The organism is Bacillus cereus group sp. BfR-BA-01316 (genome assembly GCF_022664195.1).
In the GTDB taxonomy this organism is placed as follows: Bacteria; Bacillota; Bacilli; order Bacillales; family Bacillaceae_G; genus Bacillus_A.
In genome coordinates, this window is the sequence record NZ_JAKUGX010000004.1 from 135312 (window position 1) to 150168 (window position 14857).

The window sequence follows — 14857 nt, forward strand, 5'->3', positions numbered from 1 at the left end:
ACCGCAAATAGCGGGATAACAGCAGAGAAACCGAAATAGGGGTGAAATGATGAACACATTAGAAATTAAAAATTTAACGAAAAAATTTGGTGATTTCATCGCGGTAGATAATATGTCTTTATCTATTAAAGAAGGAGAAATATTTGGATTTTTAGGATCGAATGGTGCTGGTAAGAGTACAACGATAAATATGATTGCTGGGTTGTTAAGAAGTAATGAAGGTGAAATCAGCATACTAGGAAAAAATATAAAGAAACATAATCGATTTGCGAAGATGAATATCGGTATCGTTCCGCAAGATATTGCGATTTATGAAGAGTTAACTGCCTATGAAAATGTGAAATTCTTTGCCGGATTGTACGGATTAAGAGGCGCTGAACTAAAAGCGAGAGTAGAGGAAGCACTTCAATTTGTAGGGCTTAGTGATAAGCATAAAAGTTATCCGAAAAACTTTTCTGGCGGGATGAAAAGAAGATTGAATATAGCTTGTGCAATTGCACATAGACCGAAATTAATTATTATGGATGAGCCGACAGTTGGAATTGATCCGCAGTCAAGAAACTATATTCTCCAGTCTGTCCGGAAATTAAATGAAATGGGAAGCACAATCATTTATACAAGTCACTACATGGAAGAAGTAGAAGAGATTTGTACGAAAATAGCAATTGTAGATCACGGTAAAGTGATTGCAGAAGGAACGAAAGAACAGTTAAAAGCGATTATTACAGATACGAAAGATATTTGGATTGAAGTGAAGTCAGTAGAAAATTTAGACGTAGAAAAATTAAAAGAGATAAACGGTGTGAAAGCTGTTCAAATTGAAGAGAGCGTAATTAAAGTGAATTCTGATGCAGGATTAAATAATTTAAATAAAATTATTCAACACTTTATTAATCATGACATTGAAATTCGTTCGTTAGAGGAGCAGGCTCCGAACTTAGAAACTGTATTCCTTACGTTGACTGGAAGAAACTTACGAGATAAATAAAAGGTAAATGAAGAAAAGGTAAAGGGAGGTTCATCAATTGAACATCTTTAATATTGCAGTGATGCACATTAAAAGAGATTTCAGGGACGTAAGAACTTTAGTTTTTATGTTAGCATTTCCGATTGTGCTTATGCTTGTGTTAGGAACAGCGTTAAGTAACGCTTTTAATAGCGATAGTCAATCGATTAAGGATATACAAGTGCTCTACAAAGATGAAGCAAGTAGCGCATTTTCTAAATCATTTGAAGCATTTACGAAAGAAGTCGATAAAGCGGGCATTCATTTTAAAAAAGCTTCCGAAGGTATAGATGGGAAAGAGGAAGTGAAGCAAAATAAATATGCTGCCTATGTAGAATTAAATAAAGATGGTGCGAAATTTTACGGAAGTGACAGAAGTAGTATTGAAGGAAGTATTGTTGAAGGAATGCTTACTACATTTGTTGATAAGTACAATGTAGCGGCCGAAGTTGCAAAAGTAGATCCAAGTAAGGTTAGCGCAGTTATTTCAAATGGAAATCATAATGATTATATTAAAGAAACATCTTTACAAGCTGCGAAAAAACCAGGTTCTATGGATTACTATGCGGTTGTAATGACGACAATGATTGCACTGTATGCTGCAATGGGGGCGAGTTTTTTAATTCGAGGAGAACGAATACGTAAAACAGGAGATCGTTTAATTGCAGCACCTATAAGTAAGGCTGAAATTTTCATTGGGAAAGTGCTCGGTAGTCTTGTAGCAAATGCACTTTGTCTATTACTCGTTGTTTTATTTAGTAAATTTGTTTTTCAAGCGAATTGGGGCGACCATCTTGGAATCATATTTATTATTTTACTAACAGAAGTCTTTCTAGCAATTAGCTTCGGTTTAGGGATCGGATATATTACAAAGACAGGTGAGGCATCTAGAGCAATTATTATGGTTGTTGTGCAATTAGCTTCTATTTTTGGCGGTGCTTATTTCGTAGTGGAAGAAAATGTCGTTACGAATTTATCGCCATTAACGTGGGCCAACACAGCCATTATGAAAATTATTTATGCAAATGACATAGGGGCGGCGCTTCCGGTAATATCTTTAAACCTAGGAATTTCAGCACTCTTTTTATTAATTGCGATTATTGCATTACGTAGACGGGAGGGGCTATAGTATGAAAGATATTTTATGGCTCATACAAAAAACGTTATCTGTACTTCTGAAAAATAAAAAAGGGTTACTCATTATTATTAGCTTGCCGATAATAGGAACACTCATCTCCTTTTCGATATACGGAAATGTAGGGCAAGGAACGTTAAATATCGGGGTTATAAATAAAGAAAATCAGCCAATAGCAAATGATACAGTAAAATTTTTAGAAGGATTAAATCATGTAAATGTAAGTAAAGTTAAGGAGTCTGAAGTAGAAGATAAACTTACTTCAAAAAAACTTGATGGTGTTATTACATTAGAGTCCGGTTTTTCGGAAAGTGTTCGAGAAGGGAAACCGAGTCATATTGAGATTTCATCGATTAAAGGCGATCAAGTAACGGGGTTTATAAAATCATATTTATATAACTATGTTGATAATATTGCCGCAATTAGTAAAGTGGCAGGGACGGATCAAAGTACGTTTGATAATATGTATGCAGGGTATCAAAAAAGTTCATTTAAAGTAAAGGCTGAGACACTTGAAGATACTTCGAAAAATAAGGATATGACAAATCAAACTATGGGTTACCTTATCATGTTTATGCTATTTTCAGCAGTGAACTTATCAGGATTTATCTTAAAAGAAAAAGAGAATAGAACGTACTTTAGATTATTATCAACGCCGATAGATGGGAAGAAATTTATATTATCTAATGTCGCGGTGAATATGATTATATTAACAGTGCAAATTGTAATTGCAGTATTATTTATGACGAATGTTTTTCACACAAATATAAATATGCCTTTCATAGTGATGATTGGTGTACTCATGCTATTTGCTTTAATCGCAATTGGTTTGTCATTAGTCATTGTGTCTTTTTCGAAAAGTTCAACTGCTTCAAATGCAATGCAAAATATAGTTATCGTACCAACATGTTTGCTTGCTGGATGTTATTTTCCATATGACATTATGCCGAAAGCAGTACAAAAGGTAGCTGATTTTCTTCCGCAGCGTTGGTTACTAGACACAATTTCAAAATTACAGCAAGGGATACCATTTTCTGAGTTGTATTTAAACATTTTAATTTTATTCGCTTTCGCGATAGCATTCTTCTTAATTGCGATTTATAAGTTTGGAAGAAATAATGATGCGAGGAACTTTGTTTAAAATGAAAAGGGTGTGACGTTTAGTCACATCCTTTTTTGCATGAAGCATGAAATCTAAATTTGAATGACAAAATAGAAGGGTGGAAAGAAAATAAGTGGAAGGAAATCAAAATGATTAAAAAAATATTGCGAGTTACTTCTATTATTATTGCTATTTTCGTTTTTATTTTAATTTGGATGCATATTGATGTTACCCTCGGCAGGAAAATGGAAGCCGGGAAAAATATGCCGACAGAGTATGCATCTCATTATAGTGACTTTCAATTATATGTAGAAGGGAAGTCGTTTTATAAACAGTTATTTACTGATATAAGAGAAGCGAAAAGTTCCATTTATACTTATTTTTTCATTTTGTCGGATGATAAAAGTAGCCATACATTTTTAAATTTATTAAAAGAGAAAGCGAAAGAAGGAATAACTGTATATTTATCAGTGGATTTAATTAATGATTTGTCATTCGAAAGAAAGATGAAAAATGAATTGCAGCAAAGCGGTGTTCATTTTACATATAGTAGAAAACCTGAATTGCCATTCGGATTTTATTCACTTCATCATCGTAACCATCGTCGTATTACGACAATTGATGGAGAGATTGGTTATACGGGTGGTTTTAATATAGGAGATGAATATTTAGGGAAAGATAAGAAATTTGGATACTGGCGTGATTATCATGTACGACTCAGAGGAGAAGGAGCAAAAGATTTAGAAGAACAGTTCGCTTTAGATTGGAAACGAGACACGAAAGAGGATATAAAAAGAAGTACGAATAAAGCTAGTAAAGGGAATACATTACATACTATGGCTAGTTATAATGGGCATCACGTCGCTGAAAAATATATAAAGTTAATAAAACAAGCGAAGCATTCGATTGTAATTACAACACCTTATTTTATAGTGAAAAATAAAGAACTAATGAATGCTTTAATTGGAGCGCAAAAACGTGGTGTTACAGTAAAAATACTTTGGTCATATAAACCAGATATTCCCCTCATTAAAGAGGCTGCATACCCTTACATCCGTCAAGCTGTTAATAACGGGATTACGGTATACGGTTATAAAAAAGGGATGTTTCATGGAAAGTTAATGCTGATTGATAATGAATTAACTGTTATCGGTACAACAAACTTTACTGCACGTAGCTTCTATATAAATGATGAAATGAATTTTTATATTCATGGTGGGCCGATCGTAGCGCAAGTAAATGAGGCGTTAGCGCAAGATTTTCATGATTCGAAAGAGATGACAAAAGAGTTTTTTGAGAAGTTATCTTTTTGGGAGCGTTGTAAGGAGAAAGTAGCGGGAATGGTTGATTTTTATTTGTGATGATTAATATCAAAAAGGGTGTCTATAAAGACACCCTTTTTGAGAGGAAATAGTTATTGTTCATGCACAAGCATAGTAACATCATCATTAATCAACGTCCCTACATGCTCCCCTAAACATATTTTCTTCATCACTCCAGGCTCATCAAAGTTAAAGACGTGTGCCGGTAAATTGTAATCCCGAGCAAGCAATAAAGCCGCTTGATCCATTACTTGAATGTTTTGCCTAACAACATCATTATAGTTCAGTTTTCTATACATTTTTGCTGATTTATTATGTTTTGGATCACTTGTAAAGACACCATCTACTCCTTGTTTTGCGACTAATATGGCGTCACTATTCATTTCAATTGCTCTCTGTACACTTGGATAATCTGTCGTAACGAATGGTTGCCCGTTACCACCACCGAATATGACAACATAACCGCTATCTAAATGATGTACTGCGCGTAGGCGAATATAAGGTTCAGCTACCGCATTAAAAGGGATAGAAGTCATTACGCGTACTTCTTTATTTGTTTTACTTGTTAGAACGCCGCGAAGCATTAAGCTGTTAATAATCGTACCTAACGTACCGATATTATCAGCTTCTACACGATCAATTCCCCATTCCTCAGCTAGATGACCTCTGAAAATATTGCCACCGCCAATGACGATGGAGACCTCGATACCTAAATCAACAATCGATAAAATTTCATTTGCAATATGTTCTAATCGTTTGGAGTTAAAGCTATTGCCCGATTGGTCGGCAAGTGCTCCGCCGCTTAATTTAATTAAGACACGTTTATATGGCTTCATAACAATTCCCCCTATATAGATTGCAATAAAAAAGGAACAAAGGCGAATGCCTTTGTTCCTTCGTAAGAAAATGAAATAGAAAAGAAATAGATATGATGAACTTCTTCACGTGATTTTTCATAACATCCACTCCTTTTCATCCCCATTTATTTTGAATACGTATATCTTTTAGATTATACGAAATAATCTGATGTTTTATCAAGGTTATTTTATTTCTTTTTTATAAAAAGTGTCAATGAATATTATAAGAAAAAAATTCGAATTTTTTGTGACAAACTTGTAGGTTTTTGTATGATTTTGTAGGTTTGCTTATATCATTTGTGAGTAAGCTTTTATAAATACGAAATGAAAGCGTTCGCATGAAGGGGATGAACATAAATGAAAAAATTCGGATTGGCAACACAAATTTTTGTCGCACTTGTTTTAGGGGTTGTAGTAGGGGCAATCTTTTATGGTAATAAAACGGCGATTTCTTATATCACACCAGTTGGGGATATATTTATTCATTTAATTAAGATGATTGTAGTACCGATTGTTATTTCAGCATTAATTGTTGCGGTAGCTGGTGTAGGTGATATGAAAAAGCTTGGGAAACTGGGCGGTAAGACAATTCTTTATTTCGAAATTATTACGACGATTGCTATTTTAATGGGATTACTTGCGGCGAATATATTCCAGCCAGGTACTGGCGTTGATATGAATAATTTGCAGCAAAGTGATATTTCTTCTTATAAACAAACAGCAGATGCAACAGAGAAGAAAGGTTTTGCTGAAACGATTGTTCATATTGTACCGAAAAACATATTTGAATCTATCGCACAAGGTGACTTATTACCGATTATATTCTTCTCAGTACTATTCGGTTTAGGAGTTGCGGCAATTGGAGAAAAAGGAAAGCCTGTCTTCAACTTTTTTGAAGGTGTGCTCGAAGCGATGTTTTGGGTCACAAATCAAGTTATGAAATTTGCACCATTTGGTGTATTCGCATTAATTGCTGTTACGGTTGCAAAATTTGGTGTAGGCACACTACTTCCTTTAGGAAAACTAGTGCTAGCTGTATATGTAACTGTTATACTATTCGTTGTGATTGTATTAGGTATTAATGCACGAATGGTCGGAGTAAACATTTTTACATTAATAAAAATTTTAAAAGAAGAACTTATTCTTTCATTTACGACAGCAAGTTCAGAAGCTGTTTTACCTAATATAATGAGAAAGATGGAAGAGTTCGGTTGTCCAAAGGCAGTTGCCTCTTTCGTAATTCCGACAGGTTATACATTTAACTTGACTGGATCAGCTATTTATCAAGCGTTAGCGGCATTGTTTGTTGCACAAATGTACGGTATACACATGTCACTGACGGAGCAAATAACGCTATTATTCGTTCTCATGTTAACATCCAAAGGTATGGCGGGAGTTCCGGGTGCATCATTCGTTGTTGTATTAGCAACGTTAGGATCAATGGGATTACCGCTAGAAGGCATCGCATTGATTGCGGGAATTGACCGCATTTTAGATATGATTCGCTCAGCTGTCAATGTATTAGGGAATGCATTAGCTGCCATTGTTATGTCGAAGTGGGAAGGCGAATTCGATGATGAGAAAGCAAAACAATATGTAGAAACAGTCAAACAAACAAAAGCAGCATAAGAAATCGTTAAGGAGTGAAGAATCATGGCAACATTAACTGAAGTTAAAAATGGAGTACGAATTGAAAAAGATTTTTTAGGTGAAAAAGAAGTGCCAAATTATGCGTACTATGGCGTACAGACAATGCGTGCAGTAGAAAACTTCCCAATTACAGGGTATAAAATTCATGAAGGCTTAATTAAAGCATTCGCAATTGTAAAAAAAGCAGCAGCACTTGCTAATACAGATGTAGGAAGATTGGAATTGAAAAAGGGTGGTGCTATCGCAGAAGCATCACAAGAAATCCTTGATGGGAAATGGCATGATCATTTCATCGTTGATCCAATTCAGGGCGGTGCAGGTACTTCAATGAATATGAACGCAAATGAAGTCATTGCCAATCGCGCTCTTGAATTATTAGGAATGGAAAAGGGAGACTATCATTATATTAGTCCAAACAGTCATGTTAATATGGCACAATCAACTAATGATGCATTCCCAACAGCGATTCATATTGCAACATTAAATGCATTAGAAGGTTTATTACAAACGATGGGTTATATGCATGATGTATTTGAATTAAAAGCAGAACAGTTCGATCATGTTATTAAAATGGGTCGTACACATTTACAAGATGCTGTGCCAATTCGTCTTGGACAAGAATTCAAAGCGTACTCTCGCGTACTTGAGCGTGATATGAAACGAATTCAGCAATCACGTCAACATTTATATGAAGTAAACATGGGAGCAACTGCAGTAGGTACAGGCTTAAATGCAGATCCAGAATATATTGAAGCAGTTGTAAAACATTTAGCTACAATTAGTGAACTACCACTTGTTGGTGCAGAAGATTTAGTAGATGCAACCCAAAATACGGATGCGTACACTGAAGTATCTGCAGCACTTAAAGTATGTATGATGAATATGTCTAAAATTGCGAACGACCTTCGTCTAATGGCATCAGGTCCACGCGTTGGATTAGCGGAAATTATGCTACCAGCTCGTCAACCAGGTTCATCTATTATGCCGGGGAAAGTAAACCCTGTTATGCCAGAAGTTATTAACCAAATTGCGTTCCAAGTAATTGGTAACGACCATACAATTTGCCTTGCTTCAGAAGCAGGACAATTAGAATTAAATGTTATGGAACCAGTACTTGTTTTCAACTTACTTCAATCTATTAGCATTATGAATAATGGTTTCCGTGCCTTTACAGATAATTGCTTAAAAGGAATTGAAGCGAATGAAGATCGCTTAAAAGAGTATGTTGAGAAGAGTGTAGGAATTATTACAGCCGTGAACCCTCATATCGGTTATGAAGCAGCAGCTCGTGTTGCAAAAGAAGCAATTGCAACAGGTCAATCCGTTCGAGAACTATGTGTGAAAAATGGTGTATTATCTCAAGAAGACTTAGAGTTAATTCTAGATCCATTTGAAATGACACATCCAGGGATTGCAGGAGCAACTCTTTTAAAGAAAAATTAAAAGAAGAGGGGGGACAATCCCCTCTTTTTTGTTTACAATATAGAAATGCTATATATGAATAGAGGTAGGGATGTTATGAGTAAGTTTACAGTGGCTTCTAATGGTGCATTAGAAACAACATTAAGAGGAGTAGAAGTATTATCAACACCACTTTTAAATAAAGGGGTAGCTTTCACGCAAGAAGAAAGAGAAGAATTAGGTTTAAAAGGGTTATTACCGCCAGCAGTTTTAACGCTAGATGAACAAGCGCGTAGAGCGTATGAGCAATTTTGTTCTCAGCCGGATGATTTATTGAAGAATGTATACTTAACAGCGTTACATGATCGAAATGAAGTATTATTTTATCGTATTTTAACAGAGCATTTACGTGAAATGTTACCAGTCGTATATACACCTACTGTTGGTGTAGCAATTCAAAGATATAGCCATGAATATCGTAAACCACGTGGTGTTTATTTATCAGTTAACGATCCTTCGGGTATTGAAGAAGCATTCACAAATATCGGTGCAACAGCTGAAAATATTGACTTAGTCGTTGTAACAGATGGAGAAGGTATATTAGGAATTGGTGACTGGGGTGTTGGTGGTATTAACATTGCGATTGGAAAGCTAGCTGTTTATACGGCCGCAGTTGGAATCGATCCTAGTCGCGTATTACCTGTAATTTTAGATGTAGGTACAAACCGTGAGGATCTATTAAACAATCCGTTTTATATTGGAAATCGCCATCCACGTGTAACTGGTGAAGCTTATGATGAATTTATTGATACATTTGTACAAGCTGTAGGCAATAAGTTCCCGAAAGCACTTTTACATTGGGAGGATTTCAGTTCTCGTAATGCACGAAAAATTTTAGACAAATACCGTCATGACGTATGTACGTTTAATGATGACATTCAAGGTACAGGTGCAGTTTCACTTGCTGCAGTATTATCGGCAGTGAAAGCTTCTGGTGTACCTTTAAATGAACACCGAGTAGTTGTGTTTGGTGCTGGTACGGCGGGAATCGGTATCGCAGATCAAGTAAGAGATGCGCTGGTTCGCGTGGGATTATCAGAGCAAGAAGCACATGAGCGTTTCTGGTGTATTGACCGTAACGGGTTAATTACAGATAATATGGAAGATCTTCTTGATTTCCAAATGCCATATGCAAGAAAAGAAGCTGAAGTAAGTGAGTGGAAACAAAATGATGTGATCGGACTTGCTGAAGTTGTGAAACATGTAAAACCGACAATTTTAATCGGTACATCAACTGTTGCTGGCGCATTTAAAGAAGAGATTATTAAAGAGATGGCTTCTCACGTAGAAAGACCAATTATATTACCAATGTCGAATCCGACGCCACTTGCTGAAGCGAAGCCAGTAGATTTAATCGAGTGGACAGAAGGAAGAGCGTTAGTTGCAACAGGAAGTCCGTTTGATCCAGTTACATACAATGGTGTAACGTATGTTATCGGGCAATCAAATAACGCACTTATTTTCCCAGGGCTAGGTCTTGGTACAATTGTTGTGCGTGCAAGCGTAATGACAGATGGCATGTTTGCGGCAGCAGCAGAAGCGGTTGCAAGTATGGTAGATACAAGTCAGCCGGGTGCACCTATCTTACCAGAAGTTGAAGAATTACGTAATATCTCTGAAATGGTTGCAATTGAAGTAGCGAAAGTTGCAGTTGCAGAAGGTGTTGCTAGAGAAAACTTAAGTGATAACGATATTAAGATTGCAGTGAAAGAAGCAATGTGGAAGCCTGAGTATCGTCAAATAAAAGCGGTAGAAAAGGTTAGAATATAGAAAAAAAAGCCCGTTTATTATAATAAGCGGGCTTTACTTGTACATTTTTGAAAAAATACATAGGAAGTGGCAGCTTTGAATTGGAATCAATTATGGAAGAAAGACATATCTCTTTTAATTATTTTAATGATTGTTGTTCCGATTGCTGGAGAGCTGAATTTTCATCCTTTCAACGATACGTTTCGTGTTAGCTTCGGGACACCGCTTTTCTTCTTTTTGTTATTATTTTTAAGAAAAATACCAGCAGCAGCTGCAGGTATTCTTGTCGGTATATCTGTAGTCTTATTCCGCGTATGTCTTGATTGGGTATTGCAAGGGTCATTTCATATGACAGAATCATTTTATTTGCGCTATCCTGTGTTCTTTTATTATTTTATTTATGGAAGTCTTTTTTCGCTTTGTAGGGTGAACAAATTCCATCAGAAGCCAATTATTATAGGGTGCCTCGGTATTACAATTGAAATTATCGCAAGTATGTCAGAACTTGCGTTTTATCATATGTTAGTACTTGGTACAACGATAACAGTTTCTGAAGTGAATAAACTGATCATTATTGCTATTTTTCGTAGTTTCTTTGCGCTTGGTTTTTTAAATATGATGAATTTGTATGAAACGAAATTAAAAGAATCACAAGTGCGAAAAGAAAATGAAAAAATGTTGATGCACCTTTCTAATTTATATGTGGAATCAGTTCATTTGAAAAAAACGCTGCAAAATGCGGAGTTAATTACACAAGAAGCGTATCAATTATATCGTAATTTACAAGCGAACGATGATTCGAGTAGTATAGAAAATTATAGTAAAACAGCATTGAAAATAGCGGGAGAAGTGCATGAAATAAAAAAGGATAATCAAAGAATTTTTGCAGGATTATCTAAATTGTTATTAGATAAAAATGTGGCTGAGTATGTAGAAGGTCATGAGCTTGCGGAAATGATTGTGAGAATAAATGAGAAGTACGCTGACATGTTGGAAAAAGATATACGTTTTTTAAAGCATATAGAAGGTGAACATGCAGAATATCATGTGTATACAGTCTTATCAATTTTCAACAACTTAGTTGCAAATGCAGTTGAAGCAATTGAGGATAATGGTGTTATTATTATTAAGCTATATAAAATTGAAAAACATATATTCTTTGAAGTAATTGATGATGGACCTGGTATTGTACAAAAATATAAGAAATTAGTATTTAAACCTGGATTTACTTCGAAGTATGATCAAACGGGAACACCATCAACAGGAATTGGACTTTCTTACATAAACGAAATGGTAACAGAACTCGGAGGAGAAGTAAGATTAGAAGACCGAGAAATTGGCAGAGGGTGTAAGTTTGTAGTTTGTTTACCGGAGTGCAGTTTAAAGCGGGAAGGGGAATAAAGTTGTTTTATTATATCGTAGATGATGATGAAGTTTTCCGCTCTATGCTTTCGCAAATTATTGAAGATGGTGATCTTGGGGAAGTAATTGGAGAATCGGAAGATGGAGCTTTTATTGAAGCAGATCAACTAAATTTTAAAAAAGTAGATATATTATTTATTGATTTATTAATGCCGATGCGAGACGGGATTGAAACAGTTCGCCATATTGCGTCCTCTTTTACAGGGAAAATTATTATGATTTCTCAAGTTGAATCGAAACAGCTTATTGGTGAGGCGTATACACTTGGAGTGGAATATTATATTACAAAACCATTAAATAAAATTGAGGTTGTATCTGTTGTAAGAAAAGTAATGGAACGTATTCGTTTAGAGCGCTCTATACATGATATTCAAAAATCATTGAATAACGTTTTCAAGTGGGAACAGCCGCAAGTTCGAAATGAGCCAATGCAAGAAGGGAAAAAAATAGCGGATTCAGGACGCTATTTATTATCAGAACTTGGTATTGCGGGAGAGAATGGAAGTAAAGACTTACTTAGTATGTTGGAATATTTATATGGCCAAGAAAAAGAGCAAACGTTTGAATTTGGATTTCCTGCGCTAAAAGATATTTTCCATCATATTACGATAAGGAAATTAGGGGCTATAGCTTTAGATACGGATATTGATAAAGAGAAAAAAGCATCTGAGCAAAGGGTACGTAGAGCAATTTATCAATCGTTAAATCATTTAGCTTCCTTAGGATTAACGGACTTTTCAAATCCGAAATTTGAAAGCTATGCTCCGAAATTTTTTGATTTCACTGTAGTTAGAAAACGGATGACAGAAATGACAAAGGAAGAAGTCGCGGCTTCAGGCCATACACGGATTAACACGAAAAAGTTTATTCAAGTGTTGTATTTTGAAGCGAAACGGTTGATGGAGATAGAGTGAAAAAGGGTGCGTATAAGTAAGTATCTCAGACTGTAGACAAAGTCTTGTTCAAGTGTCAATACACTTGCCCGGCTTGGCGTTTAGTTACGCGGTGTTTAAACGCCTTTGGTTCTCTTTTTTCACGTATAGTTCAATTACTAAAATAATTATTTTAATATTGTTGGAATAGAAACAAAAAATAAATATAATATTGTTAATGCACCAACGGGTAGGAGGACAGGCCATGAACAAAGAAGAACAAGTCATAGTGGGTTTCAGGGACTTATATAACAAGATAGTTTGGCTTAATAAGGATAAGATGGAAGAGAGTCTTAAGGGTTATAATTCTTCTGAAGTACATTGCATCGAATACATTGAAAAAAATGTAGATTCCAACGTGACAAAACTTGCGGAGTCCTTTTATATGACTCGCGGTGCAATAAGTAGAATAACTAAGAAGCTCATAAAAAAAGGCCTTATCAAAAGCTATCAGAAGTCGGATAACAAGAAAGAAATCTATTTTAGGCTTACTGAACAAGGGAAAGTAATTTATAAAATCCATGAGGACCTGCACAACGAGTTTCAAGAGCGGGATAAAGCCGTGTTTGAGCAGGTGAATGAGGAAGAATTTGATAGTATACTTAACTTCGTGGAAAAGTATAGTAGGCATTTGGATGCAGAAATAAAGAAACAAGGTGTACATATTAAGTCGTAATAAATTTGAATAATGAAAATGACACTAAAGGCAGTCCAAGAATGGACTGCCTTTTTACTGTTGTAATTTTGTTGCCAAGAAAACAAAAAAGAGTTATTGTTTTGTTGATAAGGAAACAAAATAATAACTTTTGGGGAGAGAATTTAAATGTCCAAATTTAGATCACATGATGAACATAGTACGGAACAAACCATAGATAAACACGCTTTAATATTCGGACTTATCTCTGTGTTTCTTTGCGGAATAGGCTTCAGTATTATAATACCTGTCGTTCCATTCTTAGTGCAGCCTTATACAAGTAATTCGGGAGAACAAGCTATAGTTGTTACGCTGCTAACCTCTGTTTATGCAGTTTGCGTATTTTTTGCGGCCCCCGTACTTGGAGCTTTGAGCGATAAATATGGTCGTCGTCCATTACTCTTAGTATGCCTTTTCGGTTCTGCAATCGGTTACTTAGTTTTTGGCATAGGAGGAGCTCTATGGGTACTATTTGCTGGGCGCATAATAGAAGGTATAACAGGCGGAAGCATAAGTACTATTTTTGCATATTTTGCAGACATCATTCCTCCAGAACAGAGAACGAAATACTTTGGATGGGTAAGCGCGGTTGTAGGTGTAGGCACTGTCATTGGACCAACTATAGGCGGATACCTTGCCAAGTTTGGTTATTCTGTACCTATGTATTTTGGAGCAATAATAACTTTATTAAATGTTGTTTATGGAATCTTATATATGCCTGAGAGCCTTGACAAAAATAATAGACTGAAAGAGATTACCTTTGTAAGATTGAATCCATTTACACAGCTTGCAAACATACTTTCCATGAAAAATTTAAAATGGCTACTTGTCTCAGCGTTTTTACTTTGGATACCAAACGGATCTTTACAGGCAATTTTTTCACAATTTACAATGGATACTTTCAGTTGGAAGCCTGCGTTAATCGGACTTATGTTTTCAATTATGGGCTTCCAAGATATCATTTCACAAGGTTTCATAATGCCAAAACTTTTGACAAAACTTACTGATAAACAGATAGCAATTCTCGGAATGGTTTCGGAGATTATAGGTTACAGTCTTATTGCAGCATCGGCTTTGTTCTCATTTTATCCGTTTCTTATTGCTGGAATGTTTATATTTGGTTTTGGTGATTCAATCTTTGGACCTTCATTCAATGGGATGCTCTCAAAGTCTGTCGATTCTAGTGAACAAGGAAGGATTCAAGGAGGTAGCCAATCTATTCAGGCCTTAGCAAGAATGCTTGGTCCTATCATTGGAGGACAAATTTATGTATCACTTGGTCATGCCGCACCCGCTTTTATGGGAATGATCCTTATAGCAACCGCAATAGCAGTTTTGTATAAAGGTACCAACGTAAATATATAAATTACCTACGTTATCTCGCTATTTATGGGCAGTAAGACTCCCACCTCAAAATTTGGCACACACATCTCCACGCTGAAACCCTATTTGTCTACAGTCTGAGATGCTTATAAGTAATCATCTTTTTTTGTTAAATCTACATTTTATATTTTTGCCTATAGCATG

The 14857-nt window shown here is 35.6% G+C and carries 12 protein-coding genes; 11 read left to right on the top strand and 1 reads right to left on the bottom strand.

The window, feature by feature from the left end:
• The first annotated feature begins 49 nt into the window (after positions 1 to 49).
• The 4 genes from MR071_RS05320 to cls all read left to right on the top strand — a co-directional run bounded on the left by MR071_RS05320 (position 50) and on the right by cls (position 4604).
• Positions 50 to 988, top strand: coding sequence for an ABC transporter ATP-binding protein (locus MR071_RS05320; RefSeq protein WP_002158411.1), 939 nt, complete (start codon positions 50 to 52; stop codon positions 986 to 988).
• A gap of 37 nt (positions 989 to 1025) precedes the next feature.
• Positions 1026 to 2135, top strand: coding sequence for an ABC transporter permease (locus MR071_RS05325; RefSeq protein ID WP_105583865.1), 1110 nt, complete (start codon positions 1026 to 1028; stop codon positions 2133 to 2135).
• Between the two features lies 1 nt (position 2136).
• Complete coding sequence (locus MR071_RS05330; RefSeq protein ID WP_105583864.1) at positions 2137 to 3282, top strand: ABC transporter permease; 1146 nt, start codon at positions 2137 to 2139, stop codon at positions 3280 to 3282.
• A gap of 110 nt (positions 3283 to 3392) precedes the next feature.
• Entirely contained in the window at positions 3393 to 4604 is a 1212-nt protein-coding gene (gene cls, locus MR071_RS05335) for a cardiolipin synthase (RefSeq protein WP_242235296.1), read from the top strand.
• 53 nt (positions 4605 to 4657) lie between these two features.
• Here the strand turns inward: cls and pyrH are convergent, their stop codons facing one another.
• The gene (gene pyrH / locus MR071_RS05340; RefSeq protein ID WP_105583863.1) at positions 4658 to 5401 is read right to left on the bottom strand and encodes a UMP kinase; all 744 of its coding nucleotides are present in this window, start codon (positions 5399 to 5401) and stop codon (positions 4658 to 4660) included.
• Positions 5402 to 5779: 378 nt separating this feature from the next.
• On the opposite strand from pyrH, the gene MR071_RS05345 reads away from it, so the two are divergent.
• The 7 genes from MR071_RS05345 to MR071_RS05375 all read left to right on the top strand — a co-directional run bounded on the left by MR071_RS05345 (position 5780) and on the right by MR071_RS05375 (position 14695).
• A complete protein-coding gene (locus tag MR071_RS05345; RefSeq protein WP_105583862.1) occupies positions 5780 to 7051 on the top strand; it encodes a cation:dicarboxylate symporter family transporter in 1272 nt (423 codons plus the stop codon).
• Between the two features lie 24 nt (positions 7052 to 7075).
• Complete coding sequence (aspA, locus tag MR071_RS05350; protein ID WP_105583861.1) at positions 7076 to 8515, top strand: aspartate ammonia-lyase; 1440 nt, start codon at positions 7076 to 7078, stop codon at positions 8513 to 8515.
• Between the two features lie 75 nt (positions 8516 to 8590).
• The gene (gene malS, locus MR071_RS05355) at positions 8591 to 10303 is read left to right on the top strand and encodes an oxaloacetate-decarboxylating malate dehydrogenase (RefSeq protein ID WP_105584305.1); all 1713 of its coding nucleotides are present in this window, start codon (positions 8591 to 8593) and stop codon (positions 10301 to 10303) included.
• 66 nt (positions 10304 to 10369) lie between these two features.
• Positions 10370 to 11683: an ATP-binding protein gene (locus tag MR071_RS05360; protein ID WP_105583860.1), complete on the top strand. Its 1314-nt coding sequence runs from the start codon at positions 10370 to 10372 to the stop codon at positions 11681 to 11683.
• A gap of 2 nt (positions 11684 to 11685) precedes the next feature.
• Entirely contained in the window at positions 11686 to 12618 is a 933-nt protein-coding gene (locus MR071_RS05365; protein WP_242235298.1) for a response regulator, read from the top strand.
• Positions 12619 to 12841: 223 nt separating this feature from the next.
• Positions 12842 to 13312, top strand: a complete 471-nt coding sequence (locus MR071_RS05370; protein ID WP_105583858.1) for a MarR family transcriptional regulator — start codon at positions 12842 to 12844, stop codon at positions 13310 to 13312.
• A 147-nt stretch (positions 13313 to 13459) separates the two neighbouring features.
• Positions 13460 to 14695: an MFS transporter gene (locus MR071_RS05375; protein ID WP_105583857.1), complete on the top strand. Its 1236-nt coding sequence runs from the start codon at positions 13460 to 13462 to the stop codon at positions 14693 to 14695.
• The last annotated feature ends 162 nt before the right edge of the window (positions 14696 to 14857 follow it).

Excerpts from the sequence above, each read along its gene's own strand:
- MR071_RS05320 (WP_002158411.1), top strand. The coding sequence starts at position 50 with ATGAACACATTAGAAATTAAAAATTTAACGAAAAAATTTGGTGATTTC.
- MR071_RS05330 (WP_105583864.1), top strand. The coding sequence starts at position 2,137 with ATGAAAGATATTTTATGGCTCATACAAAAAACGTTATCTGTACTTCTG.
- cls (WP_242235296.1), top strand. The coding sequence starts at position 3,393 with ATGATTAAAAAAATATTGCGAGTTACTTCTATTATTATTGCTATTTTC.
- pyrH (WP_105583863.1), bottom strand. The coding sequence starts at position 5,401 with ATGAAGCCATATAAACGTGTCTTAATTAAATTAAGCGGCGGAGCACTT.
- MR071_RS05345 (WP_105583862.1), top strand. The coding sequence starts at position 5,780 with ATGAAAAAATTCGGATTGGCAACACAAATTTTTGTCGCACTTGTTTTA.
- aspA (WP_105583861.1), top strand. The coding sequence starts at position 7,076 with ATGGCAACATTAACTGAAGTTAAAAATGGAGTACGAATTGAAAAAGAT.
- malS (WP_105584305.1), top strand. The coding sequence starts at position 8,591 with ATGAGTAAGTTTACAGTGGCTTCTAATGGTGCATTAGAAACAACATTA.
- MR071_RS05370 (WP_105583858.1), top strand. The coding sequence starts at position 12,842 with ATGAACAAAGAAGAACAAGTCATAGTGGGTTTCAGGGACTTATATAAC.
- MR071_RS05375 (WP_105583857.1), top strand. The coding sequence starts at position 13,460 with ATGTCCAAATTTAGATCACATGATGAACATAGTACGGAACAAACCATA.